The sequence below is a fragment of the Acidovorax sp. genome, assembly GCF_046339755.1.
Lineage (GTDB): Bacteria > Pseudomonadota > Gammaproteobacteria > Burkholderiales > Burkholderiaceae_C > Acidovorax.
In genome coordinates, this window is record NZ_JBKDTZ010000100.1 from 1 (window position 1) to 25,226 (window position 25,226).

23 protein-coding genes are annotated in these 25,226 nt (G+C 62.9%); 13 read left to right on the forward strand and 10 right to left on the reverse strand.

The genetic code is table 11. The features are described from left to right. The 5 genes from ACK59X_RS07880 to ACK59X_RS07900 form a co-directional block, all read left to right on the forward strand. The coding region (locus tag ACK59X_RS07880) for a flagellar hook-basal body complex protein FliE (RefSeq protein WP_409956334.1) at positions 1-196 on the forward strand (196 nt) is incomplete at its 5' end. Positions 197-572: 376 nt separating this feature from the next. Next, a complete protein-coding gene (locus ACK59X_RS07885; protein ID WP_409956335.1) occupies positions 573-914 on the forward strand; it encodes a transposase in 342 nt (113 codons plus the stop codon). Next, positions 911-1,249, forward strand: coding sequence for an IS66 family insertion sequence element accessory protein TnpB (gene tnpB, locus ACK59X_RS07890; protein ID WP_409956336.1), 339 nt, complete (start codon positions 911-913; stop codon positions 1,247-1,249). The genes ACK59X_RS07885 and tnpB overlap by 4 nt, the downstream gene beginning before the upstream one ends. Before the next feature lie 92 nt (positions 1,250-1,341). Next, positions 1,342-2,985: an IS66 family transposase gene (gene tnpC, locus ACK59X_RS07895; RefSeq protein ID WP_409956337.1), complete on the forward strand. Its 1,644-nt coding sequence runs from the start codon at positions 1,342-1,344 to the stop codon at positions 2,983-2,985. Next, the gene (locus ACK59X_RS07900; RefSeq protein ID WP_409956338.1) at positions 2,972-3,193 is read left to right on the forward strand and encodes a hypothetical protein; all 222 of its coding nucleotides are present in this window, start codon (positions 2,972-2,974) and stop codon (positions 3,191-3,193) included. The genes tnpC and ACK59X_RS07900 overlap by 14 nt, the downstream gene beginning before the upstream one ends. Positions 3,194-3,295: 102 nt before the next feature. Here ACK59X_RS07900 and ACK59X_RS07905 read toward each other — a convergent pair whose 3' ends face one another. Together ACK59X_RS07905 and ACK59X_RS07910 are read right to left on the reverse strand one after the other, a co-directional pair. Beyond that, on the reverse strand, positions 3,296-3,820 hold the full coding sequence (locus ACK59X_RS07905; RefSeq protein WP_409956339.1) for a DUF4148 domain-containing protein: 525 nt from the start codon (positions 3,818-3,820) through the stop codon (positions 3,296-3,298). Positions 3,821-3,912: 92 nt separating this feature from the next. Continuing rightward, the gene (locus ACK59X_RS07910; protein WP_409956340.1) at positions 3,913-4,284 is read right to left on the reverse strand and encodes a hypothetical protein; all 372 of its coding nucleotides are present in this window, start codon (positions 4,282-4,284) and stop codon (positions 3,913-3,915) included. A 380-nt stretch (positions 4,285-4,664) separates the two neighbouring features. Between ACK59X_RS07910 and ACK59X_RS07915 the strand changes: the two genes are divergently transcribed. From ACK59X_RS07915 to ACK59X_RS07945, 7 genes are all read left to right on the forward strand, one after another. Next, complete coding sequence (locus ACK59X_RS07915; RefSeq protein WP_409956341.1) at positions 4,665-5,006, forward strand: four-helix bundle copper-binding protein; 342 nt, start codon at positions 4,665-4,667, stop codon at positions 5,004-5,006. Positions 5,007-5,038: 32 nt separating this feature from the next. Then, positions 5,039-5,452, forward strand: a complete 414-nt coding sequence (locus ACK59X_RS07920; protein ID WP_409956342.1) for a DUF305 domain-containing protein — start codon at positions 5,039-5,041, stop codon at positions 5,450-5,452. Positions 5,453-5,668: 216 nt separating this feature from the next. Beyond that, a complete protein-coding gene (locus ACK59X_RS07925) occupies positions 5,669-8,017 on the forward strand; it encodes a heavy metal translocating P-type ATPase (RefSeq protein WP_409956343.1) in 2,349 nt (782 codons plus the stop codon). Between the two features lie 67 nt (positions 8,018-8,084). Next, the gene (locus ACK59X_RS07930) at positions 8,085-8,540 is read left to right on the forward strand and encodes a hypothetical protein (RefSeq protein WP_409956344.1); all 456 of its coding nucleotides are present in this window, start codon (positions 8,085-8,087) and stop codon (positions 8,538-8,540) included. Between the two features lie 112 nt (positions 8,541-8,652). Then, the gene (locus ACK59X_RS07935; RefSeq protein WP_409956407.1) at positions 8,653-9,918 is read left to right on the forward strand and encodes a TolC family protein; all 1,266 of its coding nucleotides are present in this window, start codon (positions 8,653-8,655) and stop codon (positions 9,916-9,918) included. A 12-nt stretch (positions 9,919-9,930) separates the two neighbouring features. After that, positions 9,931-11,454, forward strand: a complete 1,524-nt coding sequence (locus ACK59X_RS07940) for an efflux RND transporter periplasmic adaptor subunit (RefSeq protein WP_409956345.1) — start codon at positions 9,931-9,933, stop codon at positions 11,452-11,454. Further along, positions 11,451-14,600, forward strand: coding sequence for an efflux RND transporter permease subunit (locus tag ACK59X_RS07945; protein WP_409956346.1), 3,150 nt, complete (start codon positions 11,451-11,453; stop codon positions 14,598-14,600). The genes ACK59X_RS07940 and ACK59X_RS07945 overlap by 4 nt, the downstream gene beginning before the upstream one ends. A gap of 707 nt (positions 14,601-15,307) precedes the next feature. Here ACK59X_RS07945 and ACK59X_RS07950 read toward each other — a convergent pair. The 6 genes from ACK59X_RS07950 to ACK59X_RS07975 form a co-directional block, all read right to left on the reverse strand. After that, on the reverse strand, positions 15,308-15,532 hold the full coding sequence (locus ACK59X_RS07950) for a hypothetical protein (RefSeq protein ID WP_409956347.1): 225 nt from the start codon (positions 15,530-15,532) through the stop codon (positions 15,308-15,310). Positions 15,533-15,701: 169 nt separating this feature from the next. After that, positions 15,702-17,081 carry a hypothetical protein gene (locus ACK59X_RS07955; RefSeq protein ID WP_409956348.1) on the reverse strand — a complete coding sequence of 460 codons (1,380 nt, stop codon included), beginning with the start codon at positions 17,079-17,081 and terminating at the stop codon, positions 15,702-15,704. 573 nt (positions 17,082-17,654) lie between these two features. After that, positions 17,655-18,143: a TlpA disulfide reductase family protein gene (locus tag ACK59X_RS07960; protein WP_409956349.1), complete on the reverse strand. Its 489-nt coding sequence runs from the start codon at positions 18,141-18,143 to the stop codon at positions 17,655-17,657. A gap of 66 nt (positions 18,144-18,209) precedes the next feature. Beyond that, complete coding sequence (lspA, locus tag ACK59X_RS07965; protein ID WP_409956350.1) at positions 18,210-18,707, reverse strand: signal peptidase II; 498 nt, start codon at positions 18,705-18,707, stop codon at positions 18,210-18,212. A gap of 188 nt (positions 18,708-18,895) precedes the next feature. After that, positions 18,896-19,519: a phosphatase PAP2 family protein gene (locus ACK59X_RS07970; protein WP_409956351.1), complete on the reverse strand. Its 624-nt coding sequence runs from the start codon at positions 19,517-19,519 to the stop codon at positions 18,896-18,898. A gap of 5 nt (positions 19,520-19,524) precedes the next feature. Beyond that, positions 19,525-22,437 (reverse strand): heavy metal translocating P-type ATPase, encoded by a 2,913-nt coding sequence (locus ACK59X_RS07975; RefSeq protein ID WP_409956352.1) that lies wholly within the window; start codon positions 22,435-22,437, stop codon positions 19,525-19,527. Between the two features lie 93 nt (positions 22,438-22,530). Between ACK59X_RS07975 and cadR the strand changes: the two genes are divergently transcribed. After that, positions 22,531-22,929, forward strand: coding sequence for a Cd(II)/Pb(II)-responsive transcriptional regulator (cadR, locus tag ACK59X_RS07980; RefSeq protein ID WP_409956353.1), 399 nt, complete (start codon positions 22,531-22,533; stop codon positions 22,927-22,929). A 3-nt stretch (positions 22,930-22,932) separates the two neighbouring features. Here the strand turns inward: cadR and nadE are convergent, their stop codons facing one another. After that, entirely contained in the window at positions 22,933-23,766 is an 834-nt protein-coding gene (gene nadE, locus ACK59X_RS07985) for an ammonia-dependent NAD(+) synthetase (protein WP_409956354.1), read from the reverse strand. An 11-nt stretch (positions 23,767-23,777) separates the two neighbouring features. Further along, a complete protein-coding gene (locus ACK59X_RS07990; protein WP_409956355.1) occupies positions 23,778-25,013 on the reverse strand; it encodes a sterol desaturase family protein in 1,236 nt (411 codons plus the stop codon). Positions 25,014-25,226 lie beyond the last annotated feature (213 nt).

The window sequence follows — 25,226 nt, forward strand, 5'->3', positions numbered from 1 at the left end:
GGCATTGACCACCACCACCAAGCTGCAAAGCGAGTCGGGTCGCTTGAGTCGGGAGGTGACCTTCGGAAACCCCACCGTCGGCTTGGAAGAAACCATGCTCGCGGGAGTCAAGTCCAACATCGCGTTTCAGGCAACGCTTCAGACTCGCAACCGAATTGTTCAGGCCTATACGGATGTGATGAACATGCAGGTGTGATGTACGCAGGGCCATTGACCAAGCTGCAAGCACCGGCCGTGACCAGACACTCGGCAATCCAGCCGCGAGGCGGGTACATTGCAGCGATGTCGACGCCTTACCATCTGCTCAGGAGAATATCTTGCAGTCCAAAGATCATTGGGAGCAGGTCTACACGACCAAATCCAGCTCAGGGGTGAGTTGGTTCCAGGATCATGCTCAACAGTCCGTTGAGGCTGACGCGCTGGCCAGCCGAGCTGGCTACCGGCGGTAAGCGGCCAGCCATGGCATCTTGAATCAAAGGCGCTCTCGTAGGAGCCTCGTGTCCACCTCAACTCTTGGTGGACACGTGAACACTACTCCTGAACAAAGCGGCGAAGGTCGTCGGCGCCGACGCTTGCACAGCGACGAATTCAAAGCGAATGCGGTGGCGTCATGCATGCAGCCAGGCATGTCGATGGCTGCGGTAGCGATGGCCAATGGGATCAACGCGAACCTGCTGCGACGCTGGGTGCAAGCCGCCGAGATGCGTCCCGGTGTCGCCTTGCCAGATGCACCGCCGACGCCCAAGCGCCAGGTGGCGAACGCCCCTGCCTTTGTGCCGATGCAGCTGCCGACCAAGACTGCGGCCGCTGACATCCGCATCGAATTGCGTCGCGGCACGACCTCGATCTCCATGACATGGCCCATTGATGCCGCCAGCGAGTGCGCTGCCTGGATGTGCGAGCTGCTTCGATGATACGCATCGATGCCTTGTGGCTCGCAGTAGATCCCGTGGACATGCGTGCCGGCGCCGACCGCCTGATCGCCCGCGTGGTGCAGGTCTTCGGCGCCGCGCAGGCCCACCACGGCTACCTCTTTGCCAATGCACGTGGCACGCGGATGAAGCTGGTGGTGCATGACGGCTTTGGCGTGTGGTGCGCAACGCGCCGTCTGAACCAGGGACGCTTCGCCTGGCCCAGTGACGGCGAGTCGCTGCCGCAACCCACACTCACACAGACCCAGTTCGATGCCCTCGTTGTGGGGTTGCCGTGGCAGCGGCTCATGCACATGCAGACCATCACGCGCGTGTGATGGATAGCCCCGTGTGCACCGGTGAGGATCGCGCACGGGGCAATTCGAGAATGCCCCGATGACACCCATCGCCAGGCTTCAGACAATGGCGCATGTTCGATGTGAATGCGCTCAAAGCCCAGGACCTCCAAGGTCTGAGCCAGAGCGCCATGGTCGAGCTGGCCACCGAGATGCTGGCCCAACTCACGGCGATGGACACGCTACTGCAGGCACGCGACAAGCAGGCCACTGAGCATGCCCAGGAGATCAAGTTCAAGGACACCAAGCTGGAGCGCATCACGCACGAGCTGGCGCGTCTGAAGGCCTGGAAGTTTGGAGCCAAGACCGAGCGCATGAACGCCGGGCAGCGCCAGATGTTCGAAGAGACAGTGGCCGAGGATGAGGCCAGCCTGCAGGCCCAACTGCTAGCCCTGCAGGGAGCATCCGGGCCGAGCACCTCGCCTTCGGCAGACACCAAGCGCCAGCCGCGCCGCCAGCCACTGCCAGAACACCTGCGCCGCGTCGAGCACCGCCACGAACCCGAGAACACCACATGCCCATCGCCGGGGTGCGGCCGAGCAATGGTGCGCATCGGCGAAGACGTGAGTGAGCGGTTGGATATTGTTCCGGCCGAGTTCTTCGTGCAGCGCCATGTGCGCGGCAAATGGGCCTGCAAGTGCTGCCAGCTACTGGTGCAAGAGCCCGTCGAACCTCAGATCATCGACAAGGGCATGCCGACATCGGGACTGCTGGCGCACACACTGGTCAGCCGCTTCGTGGACCACCTGCCGTACTACCGGCAAGAGCAGATCAATGCCCGCTCTGGCGTGCACACACCGCGCTCTACGCTGGCCGCCTGGTCTGGAGCTGCCGGAGCCAGCCTGCAGCCGCTGTACGACGCGCATCGTGCGTTCGTGCTGGGAGCGCAGGTACTGCACGCCGATGAAACACCGGTGAGGATGCTCGATCCCGGAGCAGGCAAGACCATCAAGGCCTACATCTGGGCATATGCCCGAGGCGAGCACGACCGCACGCCTGGCGTGATCTACGACTTCTGCGCGGGCCGTGGTGCGAAGTACCCAATGGCGTTCCTGCACGGCTGGTGCGGCACCATCACCTGTGACGACTACAAGGGGTACGACGCGGTGTTCCGCGCAGAAGATCGCCAGGAGGCCGGATGCCTGGCGCATGCGCGCCGCAAGTTCGATGAACTGGCCAAGGCCCATGCAAGCCCGGTGGCAGCACAGACCATCCAGCGCATGGCCGCGCTGTACCGGATCGAGCAGCAAGCGCGGGGGATGACAGCGGCGGATCGGCTGGCACTACGACGGCTGCACACCCAGCCGCTGTGGGACGAGTTGCATGTATGGCTGCGCCTGGAGAGAACGCGCGTGGCGGACGGCGGGGGCATCGCCGCTGCCCTGGACTACAGCCTCAAGCGCTGGGAGGCACTGGGTCGCTTCCTGCACGATGGTGATGTCAGTATCGACAACAACCACGTTGAGCGACTGATGCGCCCATGGGCGATGGGACGCAAAGCATGGCTGTTCTGTGGCAGCGAACTGGCTGGGCAGCGGACCGCCATGGTGATGAGCCTCGTGCAGTCGGCCAAGCTGCATGGGCACGATCCGTGGAGGTACCTCAAGGACGTACTGGAGCGCCTGCAAGCGCACCCGAACCACCGGATTGATGAGTTGCTGCCGCACCGCTGGAGCCAGTCGGCAAACGGCACAATGCCGTCGCATGAAGAACATTGAAGCACTCATCGACGACGGCGGCGACATCACCATTGGTGCGATCTACCCGATCAAATGTGCGGCCACTGCGGCTGATGGTCACAACAGTGTGGCCATGCTCGTTCGCCGGGAAGGTGAGACGCTGAATGCGTTGCTCAAGCGGCTGGACAAAGCCATCGGGAAGTTCTACGACGGAGGGGATGCGGTCGACGAGATCAATGGCTACTGAAAGGATTGATGTCGTCGTCAAGATGGCATGGCTGGCCGCTTACTACCGGCGTGCTCTATGGCGTGACGGCGAATGCTAGGGCCCTGGAGTCCGGAGCCCGCGTCAGAACCGGGGTTCCTGGGCGGATTCCAGCGAGTTGCCCGCCACTGCCGCGTGGTGCGCCGCATGGTAGCGATCGGGATAGATCTCGTTGAGCTTGCGGCCGTCTTCACCGACCGCCACGAGTTCACCACTGCTGATGGCGCGCGCCAGTTCGTTCTTGACCTGATCGCGGGTTTTAGAAGGTGCCGAGGCGACTGCAGGATAGCGTGCAGGATCAAGCTCATTGAGCTTCGCTCCCGACTCGCCGCCGGCCATGATGTCGCCCGTACGGATTGCCTGCTCCAGTTCAGCCCGCACTTGGTCGCGTGTCTTTGCGCCGAGCGCAGACGCGGTCACGGGGTAGGCATGGGGGTTGAGCTGCTTGAGCGTCAGGCCTGACTCGCCAGAGGCGAGCATCTCGCCGCTTCGAATGGCCTGCACCAGCTCTGCCTGCACCTGATCGCGCGTCTTGCTGACACTCTGGTCCGAAGCGAACGCGGGGGCGGCGATGAGCGAAAGAACGATGAGAGTGGATTTGAGTTTCATGGTGGTGTTCCTAGCTGAAAGATTGAGAAAAGTGAGCACTACCGCGAGCGTGTACGAGCGGCCCGGCGGCAGTGCTTCGTCTGAATGCAAGATCAGGGCAATTGGCGGGCATCGACCCAGCCGGCCTCGCCGCCCATGTCGCGCACACCGTCGCGGCCTACAGGGTTGCGTTTGGCGGCCTGCAGCTCGTCAAGGACTTGCTGGCGAGTCTTCGTCAACTGCGGGCCCTTCACCAGCGGATAGGTGGCTGGATAGCCGCGGCTGATCCAGTACAGAGAACCGTCCTTCTGGGCGTCAAGCACGGTGCTTTCCACAGCCTGGCGGCTCACGGCGTTGCCCATGTGGTCAGGGGCAAAGGTCACGCCTTCCTCCTGGCTCGGGCTGGCGTGGTACACGGAAGTGGCGAAAGATGCCGTGGCGGATGCTGCGAGGCTGGCAACGAGGACGGCGGTACGGATTTTCATGATGGTCTCCTGTGGCGCCGGATGCCCGATATGGTCCATCCAGGTGGCGTTTAACTGCACCACGGAGAGAAGTCTACAAAGCGCACCCATACAAAGGGCTGACCGGTCGATTACGCTTTTGACATGCATGCGCAAGCGATCACTAAACACCAAAACCAAGGCATGCGCGCTTCCAATCTGACGGTCAGATTACGGTTCTGAAAGCTCGGTGTAATCCTCGACCCGTGTCGGGCGCAAAGCTGTACGTAATGGGGCAAATCGTCGGTGCCGGCCTACAGTGCTGACGGCATGCAGCGACAGAAGATGGTCGCTCCTCGCAGCCCACTGCGCTGGATTTCACACAGAACCCTACCCATTCCAAAGATATCAAGGAGCTTCCAATGAACCACGCCAAGACCCCTTACCAAAGCTGCATCGAAGCCTGCCTTTCGTGCGCCACCACTTGCAATCAATGCTTCGCTGCATGCCTCCAGGAAGAAGACGTCAAAATGATGGCACGCTGCATCTCTCTTGATGCAGACTGCGCGGCTGTGTGCAGTTTTGCCGCCAGCGCCATGGCGCGCAATAGTGAGCACGCCAAGGCCATCTGCGCGCTGTGCGCCGAGATTTGCCAATCCTGCGGCGATGAATGCGCCAAACACGAAGCTGAGCATTGCCAAGCTTGCGCCGCTGCGTGCCACAAGTGCGCGCAGGAGTGCCGCTCCATGGCCAGCGCCAACTGAACCGCAACGTCATCCCTGTCTGGAGAAATGCCATGAATACTTCCCACCCTGTCCTGAAATCGATCCCCGCTGTCGCACTGGCGGTCAGCGCCTTGGTATCCCCCTTGGCCGTGCAGGCCCAGCAAGCACCGCACGCCGGAATGAAAGGCTCCGGCCTGGACTCCTCGATGCCCGCCGGCAAGATGGACATGAAGTCCATGATGAAGGAGAACAACGAGAAGATGTCGGCTATGGCGATGACCGGAAACCCCGATGTGGACTTCGCGCAGATGATGCGTATCCATCACCAGGGCGCGATCGACATGGCCCAGGGCGAACTGCGCGATGGCAAGGATCCGCAGTTGCTGAAGATGGCCAAGGAGATTATCTCGGCGCAGAAAAAAGAGATTGCAGTCCTGGACGCGTTTTTGGCCCGAAGCGGCAAAGCGCCTGCAGGCGCGAAGTAGCCTGCCAGCAATCCCAGCCGCTGCCCCTGGACCTGGAGCCCATCCAGATCCAGGGGCAGTGGCTTTTGGGCTCCCTGCAATGGGATTTGCGCAGGGCAGAGGCGGGACTTGCGATAAATCAGGTGTTGCCCACGTTCAGGCTTGACATTGCCACCGTGTCAGGGCCTATTGTTCGCACCAGGCCTACCGCCACGCCGATAGACAGGAGCTCCAAACATGTCAACTGCAACGCCGCACAACCGCCACGCCCATGAGGGCCATGACGCGCATGCGCCCCATCCACCGACGGATCTCAAGGATCCCGTCTGCGGCATGGGTGTGACTGATCAATCCCATCATTCTGTGGAACACGAAGGGCATCACTTCTACTTTTGCAGTGCCAAGTGCCGCACGAAATTCGTCGAGACCCCAGAGAAGTACGTGTCCGGGAGCGACACACCGGCTTCGCACGAACCCAAAGCGGCCCAGCCGGGCACGATATACACCTGTCCCATGCACCCGGAAGTGCAGCAGGACCACCCAGGAAACTGTCCCAAGTGCGGCATGAGCCTGGAGCCGATGCTTCCGACGCTGGAGGAAGGCGAGAACGCCGAGCTGGTGGATTTTCGTCACCGTTTCTGGTGGACACTGCCCCTGACCATCGTAGTCACGGTCCTGGCCATGGCGGGACACCGCCTGCAGTGGTTTGAGATGGCCACCCAGAGCTGGATCGAGCTGGTCCTGACCGTTCCCATCGTGCTGTGGGCTGGTTGGCCCTTCTTCGTGCGTGGCGCCCAGTCGGTGATGAATCGCAGCCCCAACATGTGGACGCTGATCAGTCTGGGCACAGGCGCTGCCTTCGTCTACAGCTTGGTAGCCACCGTGGCTCCGGGTGTTTTTCCGGCGTCGTTCCAGGCCATGGGGCGCGTGTCGGTGTACTTTGAAGCTGCGGCCGTGATCATCTCGCTCACGCTGCTCGGCCAGATGCTGGAGCTCAAGGCGCGCTCCCAGACCTCTGCCGCCATCAAGTCGCTGCTGGGCCTGGCGCCCAAGACCGCGCGGCGCATCGACCCCGACGGGCAGGAAAGCGACGTGCCCCTGTCCCATGTGCATGTGGGCGATCTGTTGCGCGTGCGCCCCGGTGAGAAGGTGCCAGTGGATGGAGTGGTGGTCGAAGGCAGCAGCGCTGTGGACGAAGCCATGCTTACAGGCGAGCCCTTGCCCATCGTCAAAGGGCCAGGGGATGCCGTGATTGGCGCCACGCTCAACACCAACGGTGCGCTGATCATCCGATCGGAGCGTGTGGGATCTGCCACCATGCTGTCCCAGATCGTGCAGATGGTCTCGCAGGCGCAGCGCTCACGGGCGCCCATGCAGCGCATGGCAGACCAGGTGGCGGGGTATTTCGTGATGGCCGTGGTCGGCATCGCGCTTCTGACACTGTTCGCATGGGGCCTGTTCGGACCGGAGCCACGCTGGGTCTATGGCCTGGTCAATGCGGTTGCAGTGCTGATCATCGCCTGTCCCTGCGCATTGGGCCTGGCCACACCCATGTCCATCATGGTGGCGACGGGCCGGGGCGCGACCAGTGGCGTTCTGTTCCGAGATGCCGCAGCCATTGAGAACCTGCGCAAGGTGGACACGTTGATCGTGGACAAGACCGGCACGCTTACCGAGGGCAAGCCGTCGTTCGAGCGGGTGGTCGCCATGCCCGGCTTGTCCGAGGACGATGTGCTGCGCCTGGCGGCCAGCCTGGACCAAGGTAGTGAGCATCCCCTGGCGGACGCGATTGTCCAGGCGGCGCGGGCCAAGGGCCTGGCGCTGGACAAGCCCGAGGATTTCGAATCCGGATCGGGTATCGGCGTGCGCGGTCGGGTTGCAGGCCGCCAACTGGCCCTGGGTAACACTGTCCTGATGGAGCAAGTGGGTGTGTCAGCGGAGCCGCTGCTGGCGCAGGCCGAGGCTTTACGTGCCACGGGCGCCAGCGTGATGTACCTGGCAGCGGATGGTCAGTTGCAAGGGTTGCTGGCGGTCTCGGATGCAGTCAAGGCCAGCACGCCGGAGGCCTTGGCAACCCTGCACGCGGCAGGCATGCGCATCATCATGGCCACAGGCGACGGCATGACCACCGCCAAGGCGGTGGGCGCTAAGCTCGGGATCGATGAAGTCCACGGTGAGGTCAAGCCTGCGGACAAGCTGGCCCTGGTTTCCAGGCTGCAGGCCGAAGGCCGTGTCGTAGCCATGGCTGGCGACGGGATCAACGACGCGCCTGCACTTGCCAAAGCGGATGTAGGGATCGCGATGGGTACCGGCACCGACGTGGCGATGAACAGTGCTCAGGTTACCCTCGTCAAAGGGGACCTTCGCGGAATCTCCACGGCGCGCGAACTGTCGGAGGCTACGGTGGGGAACATGAAGCAGAACCTCATGTTCGCCTTCTTGTACAACGCCCTGGGCATCCCAATCGCCGCGGGTCTGCTTTACCCGTTTACCGGCTGGCTGCTGTCGCCGATGATTGCCGCCCTGGCGATGAGCCTGAGTTCGGCATCCGTGATCGCCAATGCATTGCGTTTGCGCAAGGGATAGGCAGTTATCGCAACCAGAATGTGATCTGCGTTCAGTCCCAGCCCCCCGACTTGGGTACCATCGCACCATGACAAACGTCAGAAGCATCGTGTCGCGCCAAGGACGCTGGATTTCCAGCCTCCTGGTAGCGGCGTTGCTTCTTATGCAATTCGCCCTGGCTGCCTATGCCTGCCCGAGGCTCGACTCCGCAGCCCATGCTTCGTCGATGCAAAAGGCGGGCATGGCCATGGAGGAAGCCGTCCCCATGGCGTCCATGCCCGAGTGCCACGCCATGGCGGGGACCATGGATGAGCAGGATCCTCAGTTGTGCCGAGCCCATTGCGAAGGCGACAACCAGTCTGCTCCTTCGCTACACAGCCTTGACCTGCAGGCCATTGCGGCTCATGCCATCTGGGTTGCCTATGTGCTGCCCGCGGTGCTGGACGAGTTGCAACGCGCCGACCCCCGGGCTCTCTACGCGGAGTTCGACAGCCGAGCGGGATCCCCACCCCTGTATCTGACACACAAGGTCTTTCGGAATTGATCGCGTACGGTGTGCACGCTGCCCTGCAGCGTGTGCGCAAGTCTGACTTCGTGCCCATTCATTTTCGAGGACCATCATGTCAAATGTCTTTACCGGCGCCCCGTGCGGGCGCATGGCAGCGTCTTCACGCGCCCCGCAGCGCACGCGCACCCTGCACCTTGGCACGCTGGGAGCCTTCCTGGCGGTCGCAGGTACCCTTAGCCCCCCAGTCCATGCCCTGGGCTTCACCGAAGCGCTGGAGCTGGCTGAGCAGCAAAGTCCCCGCATCACAGCCCAGCGGCTACAGATTGACGCGGCCGGCAGTACCCAGAAGGCAGCCGGAACGCTGCCCGACCCCAAACTATCGTTAGGTATCGAGAACTTCCCTGTCACCGGCATGGACCGTGGAAGCTTGTCGCGCGAATCCATGACCATGCAGCGCCTGGCGCTGATGCAGGAAGTCCCCAACCGGGCCAAGCGCGATGCGCAGATCGCCGGCGCCCAGGCCAAGGTAGAGCGTGAACGAGCCACTTTGGCGGTTCAGCGGGTGCAGATCCGCCAGGAACTGAGCCAAGCCTGGATCCTGGCCCAGGCCATTGAGCAGCGCGATTTGGTGATCACGGACTTGCTGGCGGAGAACCAGCGCCTGCAGGACAGTCTCCCCTCGCGCATCGCAGGAGGGACGGCCCAGGCGAATGACCTGCTGGCGGCCCGGCAGGAGGCGCTTGCTCTGTCGGACAGGCGAGATGACCTCCGCAGGGATCGCGCCAAAGCGCGCGCGATGCTGCGGCGCTGGGTGGGCTCCCGTTCCGATGAAGTGCTGCAGGGCACGCCTGGTCCGCTCAGCCGCCCTGTGGAAGAACTGCGCGCGCAGGTGCAGCGCCACGCCGAGCTCGCCCAGTATCCAGCCATGCAGGCCATGGCCGCGGCCGAGTCGCTCGAGGCGCAGGCACAAACGCGCGGAGACTGGTCCTGGGAGGTCGCCTACAGCCGCCGTGCGCGCCGGTGGGGCGACATGGTGTCTTTCCAGGTGACGTTTGATCTTCCGTGGCAACAAGAGCGGCGCCAGGGTCCCCAGATCAAGGCCAAGCAACTGGAGCTGCAGCGTCTGGAGGCCGAGCAGGAAGACGTGACCCGCAGGCGCTTGCAGGAGCTTGACGACAGCGCCGCCGAGCTAGCTGCGCTGCAAAGCCAGATCGAGCGACTGCAGTCCGCCGGCATCGGCCTGGCGCAGGGACGTGCCCAACTCGCGCTTTCCAACTACCAGGCCGCCAAGGGCGACCTCAGTGCAGTGCTGGGTGCCCGCGCCCAGGTGCTCGAGGCGCAATGGCGCTTGATCGATCTGCAGGTGCAGCGCGATGCAGTGACTGCCCGGCTGAACAGCCTGATTGCCGATTGAGCGGAGAACGACATGACAAATTCTGGTTTCAAAAAAACCGCTGTGGCGGTGGCGTTGCTCTGCGCAGGCATCGCGCTGGGATGGGGCCTGGCCCAATGGCGCATCTCTGGTGGCACCGGGGCTGGTGTATCCACAGCAGAGACAGGAGCCACGAAGTCCGACCGCAAGGTCTTGTACTGGTACGACCCCATGGTGCCGACACAGAAGTTCGAAAAACCGGGCAAGTCGCCCTTCATGGACATGGCCTTGGTCCCCAAGTATGCGGATGAAGACATGCAGCAAGGCAGCGGGCTGAATGTGTCCGCACAGGCGGTGCAGGCCCTGGGTCTGCGCACCGCTGTGGTGGAACAACGTGACATTGGCGCCGACGTTGTTGCGCTGGGCTCGGTGCAGCTCAATGACCGCGATGTGAGTATCGTCCAGGCCCGCTCGGCCGGGTTTGTAGAGCGGGTGTACGCCAGGGCGCCGGGCGACGTGGTAGCCGCAGGCGCGCCGCTTGCCGACCTGCTGCTGCCCGAATGGGTCGCTGCGCAGCGCGAATTCCTCGCGGTTCGGGCCCTCAAGGACGACACGCTGACGGCGGCCGCGCGCCAGCGACTGGCGCTGCTGGGCATGCCGGCTGCGCTCGTGGCCCAGGTGGAACGCACGGGCGAACCCCAGGGCCGCTACACCGTGACCTTTCCGCAGGGGGGCCTGGTGGCGGAACTCATGGTGCGCCAGGGAATGACGGTTTCCGCGGGTGCCAACCTAGTCCGCGTGAACGGGCTGGCCAGTGTCTGGATCGAGGCCGCCGTTCCCGAGGCGCAAAGCGGGCCCTTGCAACTGGGGCAAGACGCCCAGGTGCGGCTGGCCGCTTTTGCAGGCGAAACCCTCAAGGCGCGTATCGTGAGCATCCTGCCCGAAGCCAACCGCGATACCCGTACGGTGCGCGTGCGCCTGGAGCTTCCCAACCCCGGCCTGCGCCTCAAAGCGGGCATGTCCGGGCAGATTGTCCTGACCGGCACGGCTCGACCCGCACTGCTAGTGCCCAGTGAATCGGTGATCCGCACCGGTAAGCAGGCACTGGTCTACGTGGTGGATGGGCCTGGCAAATACCATCCCGTACAGGTGCAACTCGGTGCCGAAATCGATGACCGCCTGGTCGTGCGAGACGGCTTGACTGCAGGGCAGCAGGTGGTCGCATCCGCGCAGTTCCTCATTGATTCGGAAGCAAGCCTGCGGGGGATCATGCCTGCCCAAGCGCAGGCCACTGGCACGCAATCTGCCAGTGCGCAGGGTTCATCAGTCCCTGCAGCACCCGCGTCAGCGCCCAAGAGTTTTACCGTGCGAGGGGTAATAGATGAGGTGACGCCGACCGAGATGACCCTCACCCACGATGCCGTCCCCGAGCTGAAATGGCCCGGCATGACCATGCCATTCAAGCTGGCGGCGCCCGAGTTGGCCAAGGGTTTGAAACCCGAGCAGCAGGTGCGGTTCACCTTCCGGCAACAAGGCAAGGACTTTGTGATCACCGCGGTGGAAAGGACCAAGCCATGATCGCGCGACTGATCCGCTGGTCGGTCGCGAACCGCTTTCTGGTGCTTCTGGCCACATTGATGCTCACGGCCTGGGGCGGGTGGGCTGTGCGCATGACCCCTGTGGATGCGCTGCCGGACCTCTCGGACGTCCAGGTCATCATTCGCACCAGCTATCCCGGCCAGGCACCGCAGATTGTCGAAAACCAGGTGACCTACCCGCTGTCGACCACGATGCTGTCCGTGCCAGGGGCGAAGACGGTGCGCGGCTTTTCGTTCTTCGGGGACTCGTTCGTCTACATCCTGTTCGAGGACGGAACCGATCTCTATTGGGCACGTTCGAGGGTGCTGGAGTACATGAACCAGGTGCAGGGCCGATTGCCAGCCACGGCCAAGTCGTCTCTGGGACCGGATGCGACAGGTGTGGGCTGGATCTACCAGTACGCGCTGGTGGATCGCACTGGTAAGAATGATCTGGCCCAACTGCGCGCCCTGCAGGACTGGTTCCTGAAGTTCGAACTCAAGAGCTTGCCCAACGTCGCCGAAGTGGCTTCGGTGGGAGGGATGGTCAAGCAGTACCAGGTCGTTCTCGACCCCATCAAGCTCGCCTCCTACGGGATCAGCCAAGGACAGGTGCGCGAGGCGGTCATGAATGCGAACCAGGAAACCGGCGGGTCGGTGCTGGAACTGGCCGGCGCGGAGTACATGGTGCGTGCAAACGGCTACCTCAAGACCCTGGACGATTTTCGCGCAGTCCCCTTGGCGGCGCGCGGCGGAATCACGGTACGCCTTGGAGATGTAGCGACGGTCCAGACAGGCCCGGAAATGCGCCGCGGTATCGCAGAGCTCGACGGTGAAGGAGAGGTCGCGGGAGGGGTGGTGATCCTGCGCTCCGGCAAGAACGCCCAGGAGACCATCGCGGCCGTCAAGGCCAAGCTGGCGCAGCTGCAAAGCAGCCTGCCCAAGGGGGTTGAGATCGTCACCACGTACGACCGCAGCGCACTCATCGAGCGGGCCATCCAGAACCTCACGGTCAAGCTGCTGGAGGAGTTTGCCGTGGTCGCACTGGTCTGCGTCGTTTTCCTGTGGCACCTGCGATCCGCGCTGGTGGCCATCATCTCGCTGCCGCTGGGGGTCATGACCGCTTTCCTGGTCATGCACTACCAGGGCATCAACGCCAACATCATGTCCCTGGGTGGGATCGCGATCGCCATAGGTGCCATGGTGGACGCCGCCGTGGTGATGATCGAGAACGCCCACAAGAAGCTGGAGGCCTGGCAGCACGCCCATCCGGACCGAGCACTTGTCGGGCAGGAGCGATGGACCGTCATCACCGAGGCTGCCGAAGAGGTCGGGCCTGCGCTGTTCTTCTCGCTGCTGATCATCACCTTATCCTTCGTCCCGGTCTTCACCCTCGAAGCGCAGGAGGGGCGCCTGTTCGGGCCACTGGCCTTCACCAAGACCTACGCCATGGCGGCGGCGGCGGGTCTTTCCGTCACCCTGATTCCCGTGCTCATGGGCTATTGGATACGGGGTCGCATCCCCGACGAGCAGAAGAACCCCATCACGCGGGTGCTGATCACGGTGTACCGGCCATGCCTCGAATGGGTTCTCTCTCGCCCCAAGTCGACCCTCGTCATTGCCGTACTGGCATTGGCAACAACGATCTGGCCCTTGTCCCGACTGGGCGGCGAGTTCCTGCCGCGTCTGGACGAGGGGGATCTGCTGTACATGCCTTCAGCGCTGCCGGGACTCTCGGCCCAGCGGGCAACCGAACTGCTGCAGCTGAGCAATCGCATGATCAAGACGGTGCCCGAGGTCGAGCGGGTGTTTGGCAAAGCGGGACGCGCGGAGACAGCGACCGACCCCGCGCCGCTGGAGATGTTCGAAACCACGGTGAAACTCAAGCCCAGGGACCAGTGGCGCCCAGGCATGACGCCCGAAAGCCTCATCGAGGAGTTGGACAAGGCCGTCAAAATCCCGGGCCTGTCCAACATCTGGATCCCTCCCATCCGCAACCGCATCGACATGCTGGCCACGGGCATCAAGAGCCCGATCGGAGTCAAAGTCACCGGAAGTGACCTGCGCGTGATCGATGGGATCGCCGCTCAGGTCGAGCAAGTGGCCAAGGGGATTCCTGGTGTGTCATCGGCGCTCGCGGAGCGCCTGACGGGTGGGCGCTATGTAGATGTGCGCATTGATCGCGCAGCGGCGGGACGGTATGGCCTGAATGTGTCCGACGTCCAGGCCGTGGTCTCGGGGGCCATCGGGGGAGAAAACATCTCCGAAACCGTCGAAGGGCTGGCCCGGTTCCCCATCAGTTTGCGCTACCCGCGCGAATGGAGGGACTCTCCCGAACGCCTGGCCCAGTTGCCTTTCTCAACGCCCACGGGGCAGCAGGTCACGCTGGGCAGCGTGGCCACGGTGTCCATCACCGATGGCCCACCGATGCTCAAGAGCGAGAATGCCCGCCCATCGGGCTGGGTGTATGTCGATGTGCGAGGGCGCGACCTGGCCTCGGTTGCGAATGATCTGCGCGACGCGGTGGGCCGCCAGATCAAGCTCGAACCCGGTGTCAGCATCACGTATTCGGGCCAGTTTGAATACCTGGAGCGGGCCAATGCACGCCTGAAAGTGGTGGTGCCCGCAACGCTGTTGATCATTTTTGTGCTGCTCTTCCTGACCTTCTCCCGCCTGGGTGAGGCGGCCTTGATCATGGCCACGCTGCCGTTTGCGCTCACCGGCGGAATCTGGTTTCTGTACCTGATGAACTACAACCTGTCGATCGCGACGGGGGTAGGTTTCATTGCGCTGGCAGGGGTTGCAGCGGAGTTCGGTGTGGTAATGCTCATCTACCTCAAGCAGGCATTGGCCGAGAGGTGCCCGGACGGTCGGGAGCCCACGCTTGAAGAGTTACTGGACGCCATCCGGGAGGGCGCCGTACTGCGCGTGCGGCCCAAGGCCATGACCGTGGCAGTGATCCTGGCAGGCCTGGTTCCGATCGTTTGGAGCAGCGGGACCGGCTCGGAAGTCATGAGCCGCATCGCGGCCCCCATGCTGGGCGGCATGGTGACGGCGCCGCTTCTGTCCTTGTTTGTGATTCCCGCTGCCTACGTGCTGATGCGAAAGCCGCGAGCACGCAGGCAGGTGAAGGCCATTGAGTCGTGAACGAACGCTTCATGCGGTCGCTTCGCAATCGGGCTGACCCGGGAAACGTCCAAGCCGTGGGGGGGCGAACGCTTGGGGGATCACGCATGGACCGGGATGCGGACGTTCAGCTGTTGGCGTACCCAGTTGAAACTGACCAGTGAGCGCAGGCCATCACTACGGACCTGCGCATCGCCATCCAGCGACCGCAGGCTCGCGATCAATGTCAGGTCACGAATCGAACTGGCGGTCGATTTGGGCTCAACACCGGAGGTGCGCTACCGTTGCCTGGCGGCTCTGCCGAGCGAGGGAACACTCAGCGTTAAAGGACGGCTACCAGCGAGCAATCTAAACCGACTTCGAACGCAGCAGTGCATACAAGGCCAGGATTCCCGCCAGAGCCCCCCAGCCAAAGCAGAGGCGTGCCGGTCACTGCTTGAAAGCCGGATGCCGACCAGTAACAGGCATATGACGGTTCCCGCAGCTGGCACCCAGCGCGTAATTTCAAACCGGCCGGCCGGCTCGCTCCGGCGCCCCTTGAGGATAAACAGGGCACCGTTCACGACGGCGAAGACGGCGAGCAGCAGTAGCACAGAGGCCGAGGCCAAGTTGGCGATGCTGCCGAACATTCCGAGAGGCAGCAGGAGCGACATCAGCATAATGGCTGCCAGGTGCGGAGTGCGCGAGCGCTGGTGCACATTGCCCAGCGCCCGCGGCAAAAGCCCCTGCTACGCCATGCCATAGACCAGGCGGGAACTCGTGACGTAGTTGACCAGCGCCGTGTTGGCGACCGCGAACAGCGTCATCACGGTAAAGACCCAGGGCGTGATGGCTGGCGCGGCACGCGCGATCACCTCCGTTAACGGCCCGGGTGCTTTCGACAATTCGCGCCAAGGCACGACGGAAACGGCCAAGACGGCCACCGCCACAGAGATCTGCGCGCCGATGACCATCGCAGGTCAGCCCGTAGATGTCCAAGCCAAGCATGCTCCCGAGTCCATACAGCGTCAGCTGGAATGGCCCGATTGACCGGATCAGCGTTGACCCCGGTGCCCCTGCCTCGGGATTGACGGGACCCTTGTTCAAGAAGACTGGCCTATTTCACGCAGGTGCTCGGAGCCATCAGCAGCTAGCCGGACTGCAGTGGTCCATGGCCGGCCCGCAGGCGCCTGAACTCGACGATGCGCTGAGGCCGCCCTCCATCGAGCCGCTGAACACCGGCGCAAAGCCTCCGCCCAAGGTACGAAAGTTGGTGGTCTGTCCCTGATACAACCGGGCGGCCAACCACATGACAGATCCCTCGTATGTGTACGCCCGCATGTCGAACTTCATGGCTTGCCCTGAGTCATCCCCGCTGACCTTGCGCTCACCTGGAGTCACGAACGCCTGGGCAACATATTCCCCGGCCAGGATCTCCTGCCAGACGCGCTTGGTCAGCTTGTCGCCACGATAGGCCGCACGGCTGCCAAACCCGGCAACCGGCTTGAAGAACAAACTTCGCCGCGCGTCCCAGAGGCGTTGTGCGTCTCCAGCCACGACGATCTCCGTGTGGGGCACATGCTCCAACAGCACCTTTTGCAAGCCATCAGGGACACCAAGCGCACTCATCCGTGATGGATCGCTAAAGAGCGCGAGGTTGCGCTTGTCCGCGTACAACGCGTGAGCCCGTGGGTTCGGCGTCAAGACCACTCCGTCCTGGAGATATGCCTCGCGCAAGGCCGAGCTGCCCGACTCCTCGAGGTAAAAGTCAGTCAGGCGGTTATAGACGAGGTCGATCGCAAGCTCCCCGGCCCAAAGCACACCACCGCGCCACTGCAAGTCAGTCGGGCCGACGATGACGGTCCGCAGGCCGTGCTGTTCAAATAGCCGCTGAAATAGCAGGAACTCAGGGTAGAGATATTGCTGCTCCGGCGCCTCGTCGACGATCGCGACGCTCGCAAGCGGTCTTCCCCGGCCGGCGAGTTCCCATTCCCGAACAAACATGGCCGCGATCCGCTCTTCGAAAGCGTCAACATCCAGGAGCGTCGGCGCCATCCCGTCCATCACTGAACAGCAAGCGCGCTGCGCACGTGCGAGGACCGCGTTCAGCATGGCGCCCCCGGCGTTCGTGTTGATCTCAATCAGCCCCAGCCGATCCTTCCCGACGTGAAAATCGTACCCGAAGAAAACTCCTTTCGGGCCTGCCGCACCGAGACGGGCAATGGCGGGAGCCGCTCCCAGCACCTGATCACGATACGCCGGCAGGGCCACAACCGACTCGACCGCGCGGATCACCTCGGCAATGCGACGGGCCTGGGCGGCTTCAACAAACACTGGCCTCGCTGCGAACACATAAGGACAGCGCTCCCGCACGAGCTCGGAAAGCTGCACTCCCGCGAGCTCAAAGCTCAATGCTCGCGCCAACGCGTCCTTGTCCAAGGTGAGGCAGAAGCATCCGTTGTTGAGGGACTCTTGCGCGCTGACAACAGGCTCCACGGACGTAAATGGTGCTGCCGTGATCATGAGGATCGACTTCTGGTTAAACGAGAGGAAAGGAATTGGGGCATTGCGGCATGGTACGCCCGTCGCGCTGCTGCTCAGCTGAAGAACTGCATTGCTTCTGAACTCGGCGCATTGCCTTACGCCGCTATGTTCGCCAACGCACCGACCACCCCACCGACTCGGGAGCACTCTGGTTTACTGCATAGACGCCGCTTTGACATAGGTCAACTCGCATCGGCGCTTGACCTCGTAACATGAATCGATCTGAACCTTGTCATGAAGCTCCTCTCACGATTCACCACTAGCCGCAATGCCGCATCGTTGATGCTGGCCGTATGGCTGTTCGTGCTGGTGTCGGGCTTCGCGAATGCTTGCCTGTTGGAAGCTCCTGATCATGGCGGGCAACTGTCTTCCTCTGAGAGCTCTCACGTCACGAGCCATGCTGCGGCGCCTACCCACGACACTGAACCAAGCTCCAAGGCGCCGTGTCTCCTGGGAGCGAGAGGCGGTATGCATGCCAAGCGTCAAGGGAAGTGCAAAGCTGCAGAAAAGGCGTCTTTTGATCATGATTAAAGGAGATAAAAAAGGCTGGGCTCAGCTTTCAGCGAGCAATTTATCGATGAGTTGATTGAGCTCAGCGAAGTCCGGCTTGCCCACAATGCGTTTCACCACCACACCCCGCTTGTTGACGAGGAAGGTTGTAGGGGTGACATTGACATCTCCCCACGCCTTGGCCACCACTCCGGTATTGTCAATGGCTACAGGGAACGGCAGCTTGCGTGTTTGGGCGAAGTTGACCACATAGACCGGGGGGTCATAGTTCATAGCCACAGCAATGGTCTCGTAGCCGCGGCTGCGGAACTTCTCGTAGGTGGCCGACAGCATGGGCATCTCGGCCACGCATGTGGTGCAACTGGTCGCCCAGAAGTTGATCAACGTCACCTTTCCCCTGAGGTCGGAAGTGGACACCGACGATCCGTCCAGCAGCGTGAAAGAACTTTCTGGGGCGGCCGAGGAATTCATGCAACCGGCGAGCGTCAGGGAGGCTGCTGCGAAAGCAAGCAGGTGTCGAAGAGGTTTCATGTGTGCACCTGTTTGGGGTGGGGACGGGGGGCATATCCGATTGGAGCTTCCGGTGGCACCCTTGGTTCACTGAGGCTCATTCGCTGCGGTAGGACTCTCCCCGCTCATCAGCGATGCAAGCACCAGCGCCATCGCTCCGCCCACGATGGTCATGTCGGCGACGTTGAAGGCAGGCCAGTGCCATCCGCGCAGGTGAAGGTCGAGGTAGTCAATGACTTGACCGCGCACCGCCCGGTCGAATGCGTTGCCCAAGGCGCCGCCCAAGATGAGACTGTAAGAAAGACCTTCCAGCTTGCGCAGTGGGCTGTACAGCTGTCGCACCAGCCAGGCTGAGACCACAAGAGCGATCACGAGGAAGAACCACCGTTGCCAGCCACCTGCGCCAGCGAGGAAGCTGAAAGCCGCGCCAGGGTTGAGCACGTGAACGAGGTTAAAAAAGGGGGTGACCTCGCGCGACCATCCCAAGGGTGTCGTCGCATCGATATAACTCTTGGTACCCTGATCGGCGAGAAAAGCAATGATCGCGAGTGCATACCACTGCAATTTTCTGGAGAGATGATTCATATGGTTTCACTTCGATTTGGGGACTTCACGCTCGGCGCTGACAAGGCGTAAAACGGAGCCTGATGTTTTCTTCACTAGCGCGAGTAGAGCCTGAAGGAGGAAAGATCCGAAACCGAACCAGATCGCCCGAATTCGCGCAGCACAGGTAGACGCAAACGACGGAGCCCAGCTCGGCCTCACAGCGACAATCACAAGCTCCGCCCTGTGATCGGCACCTCTCGGGCCATGCGTTGGGCCCAAGAGCCCGCACCCGCAGCGCAAGCCCAACCCAGGGCAAGGCCGGCGATCACGTCCATTGGAAAATGCGCACCCAGTACGATGCGCGACCAGCCCACTGCGGCGGCAAACACCAGCGAGCCGACCCTGCCCACCCTGCCCAGTGCAGGCCAAAGTGCTGCCGCCAGGACGCCGACGTAGACCGAGTGGCCGCTGGGCATCGTGTACCGGCTGTCAGGTGCAGAGTGGGCCCGGTACACCGCATCTCCCAGGACCACGAACGGACGCGGCAGCGCGAAAACCGCCTTGAAGATCGCTGCAACGGCCATCGCAAGGGCCAGGCCGAGCACAAATCTGCACAACGGCACGTCAAGCGGTTTTGACTTCTCCCGAACCAGTGCTCGCCGCCAAACCAGCATCAGGAGCACGACCGCCGGCGCTCCCCAGTAGCTACCTAGCACGCTCAGGATTTCGGGCGCCCAGAGCCAACCGTCAGACACGGCGCCCCGGGTGGCAAGGAAGAGGTCCACGTTGGCACCACCCCAGTCATACAGCCAGCGTTTCGTCCACTGTGCTGCGGAGTCCGGCACTTGCATCCCTGTCAGGCCGTCTTGAGCTTGAGTAGGCGCAAGCCATTGAAGACGACGAGCATGCTAGCTCCCATGTCTGCGAACACTGCCATCCACATGGTGGCATCACCCGTGAATGTCAGCGCGAGGAAAACCGCCTTGATGCCCAGAGCCAGAACGATGTTTTGCGTCAGTATCGAGGCCGTGGTGCGAGACAGGCGGATGAACGTCGGAATCTTGCGCAGGTCGTCGTCCATCAGGGCGACGTCGGCCGTCTCGATAGCGGTGTCGGTGCCGGCCGCACCCATGGCGAAACCAATGTCGGAACGCGCAAGGGCGGGCGAGTCGTTGATGCCGTCCCCCACCATGCCGACCTGGCCCCCACCGCCGATGAGGCTCTCAATAGTCTTGAGCTTGTCTTCGGGCAGCTGGTCGCCACGGGCTTCGGAGATCCCGACCTGGGCCGCGATGGCGTCCGCCGTGTACTGGTTGTCCCCGGTGAGCATCAGCGTGCGCACGCCGAGCGACTGCAGGTCGGCCACGGCTTCGCGGCTGGTTTCCTTCACTGTGTCAGCGACGGCGAAGATGCCGAGCACCGTGGTGTCGTTCATCAGCAGGACGGCTGTCTTGCCCTGGCGCTCCAGGGCTTGCAGCTGGGATTGCAACGCGACCTCGCTGAGGCCGAGCTCTTTCGCGAGACGGTGATTGCCCATCTGCAGCATCCGGCCGGCAATGCGGCCGCGCACACCGCGCCCCGGCAACGCCGCGAAATCTTCAACTTCGTGCAGCGAGACGCCGTCCCATTTCGCCTTGCGGGCAATGGCTTGCGACACTGGGTGGTCTGATCGCGCAGCGAGGCTCGCAGCCCAGGCCGCCACCTGCTGGGCATCGCCGATCAGCGCCAGGAAGTCGGTCTGCTCAGGCTTTCCGTTGGTGAGCGTGCCGGTCTTGTCCAGCGCCAAGGCCTTGATTTTGCGCCCGCCCTCCAGATAAACGCCGCCCTTGATCAGGATGCCGCGCCTGGCGGCGGCGGCAAGACCGCTGACAATAGTGACGGGAGTGGAAATCACTAAAGCGCAGGGGCACGCGATCACCAGCAGCACCAGTGCCTTGTAGATCCAGTCGAACCAGACGCCGCCGAAGGCCAGCGGTGGAACGACGGCAACCAGCAAGGCCACTAGGAACACAGCCGGGGTGTAGACCCGCGCGAACTGGTCGACGAAGCGCTGCGTGGGCGCGCGGCTGCCCTGCGCGGACTCCACTGCGTGGATGATGCGTGCGAGCGTCGAGTCGCTTGCGCCAGCGGTCACCTTGTACTCAAAGGAGCCGGTCTCGTTGATGGTGCCCGCGAACACCTGGTCGCCTTCCGCTTTCTCAACGGGAAGGCTCTCGCCGGTGATGGGAGCCTGGGTGATGGCCGAACGGCCTGCGGTCATGAGGCCGTCCAGCGCGATGCGCTCGCCGGGACGCACGCGAACCACTGCGCCCTTGGCGATCTCCTTGGCCGGCATTTCCTTCCACGAGCCGTCGGCCTGCCGCATGGTCGCGGTCTCTGGTGCCAGGTCCATCAGACCGCGAATCGCATTGCGGGCGCGGTCCAGCGACTTCGCCTCGATCACTTCGGCCAGCGCAAAGAGGAACATGACCATGGCCGCCTCGGGCCAGTGGCCGATCGCCATACCGCCTGTGACTGCGATGGACATCAGCGCGTTCATGTTCAGGTTGCGGTTTTTCAGGGCGATCCAGCCCTTCTTGTAGGTGCTCAGGCCGCCAGTGAAGATCGAGACCAGGGCGAGCACGACCACCGCCCAGTGAAATCCGTCGTTGGCCCAATAGACGCCTTCGGCGACCACCGCCGTGATGCCGGAGACTGCCATTGGCCACCAGCTGGCCTTGTGCGCGGGCGCCTCAGAAACGCGCGGCTCATCGGTCTTGTGCACCTCGGTTTCCATGCCCAGTGACTCAATCGCTTCGATCACTGGCTTGATTGCTTCAGGCGCGTGTCGGACTGTGAGCATGCGCTGCATCAGGTTGAAGTCCAGGCCTTGCACGCCTGGCATGCCTTGCAGCTTGCCTCGGATCAGGCTTTCCTCGGTCGGGCAGTCCATCTTGGCGATGCGCAGCAGTGTGGTGACGGTGTGCAGATCCAGCCGCTCGGCCCGCATGCCTATCGAATCGAGCGCCTTCTCGATCGGCGCTGTCGAAGCAAGGGTGTGCTGGACGCCCAGTACCCGTTGCATCAGGTTGAAGTCCAGGGCAGTCACGCCTGGCTCCTTGCCCAAGCGGTTGCGGATCAGAGCCTCCTCCGTTGGGCAATCCATGTTCTGGATCCGGTACGTCACGCGCTCGCCGGCCGGCGTCGGGGAAACTGGCTCGGTTGGCCGAAGCTGAGACGTCGGGGACTCGACAAGTGGCACGGCTGCCACCGCCCCCCCGGGAAGGGCGGTCTGTTCCTTGGCATGCATGCCAATGGAAGCCAGAACCTGCTCCATCTGCGCGCGCGCCTCGGCGAGGTGCTTGACCGACAGTGTGCGCCCCGCCAGGTCAAATTTCAGGTCCTGGACCCCCTCAACCGCGCCCAGGTGCGAGCGGATGACCTTCTCCTCGCTCGGGCAGTCCATGTTTTCGATGCGGTAGGTGGTCGACACCGCCGCATCTCGGACGGCCTGCGCCTTCATGCCCACTGCGTTCAATGCCTGCTCCAGGACATCGGCCGTCACCTGGCTGTGCGCAACGGTCAGCTTGCGCTGAGGAAGATCGAATTCCAGCCGCTCCACGCCGGGTATCCCCTCCAGCGTATACCTCACCAGTCCTTCTTCGCGGCGGCAGTCCATGTTGCTCACATGGAAAATAGTGGTATCCGTGCCGGTTTTCTCTCCGGCACAAGTCGCCTGTTGGCCATTGTCGCCAGAGCAGCCGCATGAATTGGAGGAGTCTTTGGTCATAGGTCGCTCATTCTTCGTTGCAAAGTGTTTCCCCGCGTGTCATGATTGGACAATCTCTAGTTGATATAGAGTCAAGCTTTACGGAGAACAACCATGCTGCGGATCGGTGAACTGGCCAAAAGGGCGGACTGTCTGGTGCAAACGGTGCGCTTTTACGAATCCGAGGGCTTGCTGCTTGAGCCGGCGCGCAGCGAGGGCAATTTCAGACTGTACGACGACGTCCACCTGCAGCGCTTGCTGTTCATCCGCCGCTGTCGGGCCAAGGACATGACCCTCGATGAAATCCGGCAACTGCTGAGTTTCCGGGATCGGCCTGAGCTGGACTGCGGTGAGGTGAATTCGCTGGTGGACTCCCATATCGTCCAGGTGCGGGCCAAGATCAAGGAGTTGCGGGAGTTGGAGCGCGAGTTGACCGACCTGCGGCGTTCCTGCGATACCGCCCGCACGGCGCGCGAGTGCGGAATTCTTACCGGCTGGGCCGAGCCCGCCTGAGGCTCAGGCGGCGCACTGGGGAGCCGGTACTGCAGGTAGCGCCCGCTTGTGGGCCGTGCGGCGGTAGGTCAGCAGGATGACCTCGGCGCTGACGGGGTCCACTTGCCTGCCTTCCAGGAAGTCGTCGATCGCATCGTAGCTAACGCCCAGCGCTACCTCATCGGGGCGCAGTGGTCGCATGGTTTCCAGATCGGCGGTGGGAGTTTTGTGCGCTAGCTCCTCGTCACCTCCGAGTGCCAAGGCCATGGCCCGAACCCGACGCTTGGTGAGACCGCCCAGCGGACTCAGGTCGAACCCGCCGTCGCCGAACTTGGTGAAGAAACCCATCACAGCCTCGGCGGCATGGTCCGTACCGACCACAAGTCCGCTGTTTGTGCCTGCAACGGCGTACTGCGCGATCATTCGCTGGCGCGCCTTGACGTTGCCAAGCACGAAGTCCGTCTGCCACTGGTCGTTGAACTTGAGGCCACCGGCCTTCAGCTGCGCGAGCATTGCGTCGGCAGCCGGCTTGATGTCGATGGCCAGCGTTTCATCTGGATCGATGAAGGCCACCGCGCGCTGGGCGTCAGCCTGGTCGGCCTGCACTCCATATGGAAGCCGCATCGCGATGAAGCGAACCGGCATGCCCGAGGAGCGCGACTGCTCTGCAGCGAGTTGGCACAGCCGCCCGGCGACGCTGGAATCCACCCCGCCGCTGATCCCGAGCACAAGCGATCCTGCGGCGGCGCCGCGCGCGTACTCCATGAGGAATTGCGTGCGCTTGGTGATCTCTGCTGACACATCGAAGTGCGGATCGACGCCCAGCTCAGCGGCAATGCGATTTTGTTCGTTCGTCATGGCCAGGTATCCTATCGGCGGTGCAAGGTGACCGGGTCCAACTCCGATGGCCACGGTCCATGCTCCATCACACCAAAGCGCCCGGTGCCAACGTTCCGGGGAGGGATACAGCCAAGGGCATGACCCAAGGGAGCCAACGCGAGACGGACGACTTGGACCAGCATCTCGGAACAAAAGTGAGTTCTCCACGCCAGACCGAGCATCGCTGCATGACTGCGCAAGTGCAGGCCAAGATACGGCTGCGAAACGATATGGCCCAACTCAAGCGCCCGCCACGCCGCGAGCCGGTCGCCGGCAGCTTCGCGAGAAGCTGCGAGACCCTTCTCACGCAGGAATGCGGCGCGGGCGAGCCCATAGTCTTTATCGGAAGCGCCGTGCGCCTTTGGCTGGCTGCGGAAGGGGTGGACCAGTTGCGACCCGTAGTCCATCGGAAAGTCGGTTTCCTTCAGCCCCACTTCGCTGGGTCCGAGCTTGTGCTTGGGCAGCCGGAAGGTGCCGAAGAGGTGATCCCAAAGCATCCAGAACTCGCCATAGTTGACTTGGGCGTCTTCGTATTCGCGCTTGTGGTGCCAGCGGTGGACTTCAGCGGCCCCGATCACGAAGCGCAGCGCCCCGACCCGGTAATCCAGGTTGGAGTGCTGGAAGGCCAGGTGCACTGCCAGCAGGCCGAGCCATGCTCCGATGGCCAATGCTGGCGCCCCCATCAACACTACGGCAAGCAAGCCGGGTGCGGCCATTATTCCCGCATGCAGGGGGTGCCGGCGCTCGCCGTTGAGCCAGTAGAGGCGCTCCGAGCTGTGATGGATTGCGTGGAAACCCCAGAGCCAGGTAACGCGGTGGCTAAGCCAATGGACACTGTAGAGGCTCAGGTCGAGTACCGCACCGACGGCAAGGGCCTGTGCCCAAAATGGCCACTGATCCGGCCACCACGTCCCGGCGGACCACAGCGGCGCCAGCGCAGCAATAACGCCGTGGACCGCGAGGAGCACGACGAGATTGACCACCGTGTGGATCGCATCGCAGACGGTGTCCCGGTGGTCGCGAGCCCATTCGGTGTGAAAGGGCAGCCGCCGCTCCAGTAGGGCGACGCACGCGAGGGCTGCAGCCACCGTGAGCGGCACCGTGGGGAAATACGGCCAGCCGCCAGCGAGTGCACCGAAAAGCACCAGCGCGGTGGCACCAAGGATCAGCGGGTAGCTGCCATACCGGATGACAGTCTCCAGGAACGGGGTTTCTTTTGTACTCATCATCTCTCCTCACAAAGGTCTGGCAGGAATTGGAAACCCTCTAGTTGCAGTAGAGTCAAGCAGACCCGATCAGAGACCCTCGGCAGGCCCGGGCTGCGGGCAACCCGCGCCCTCATTGCACCTATAGTCCCTTGCGATGGCGTGCATCGCGCGCCCCAAAAGTGCATTGCCGCCCCATGTTCAAGCCACCTACCTCCCTCACTGCTTATCTCC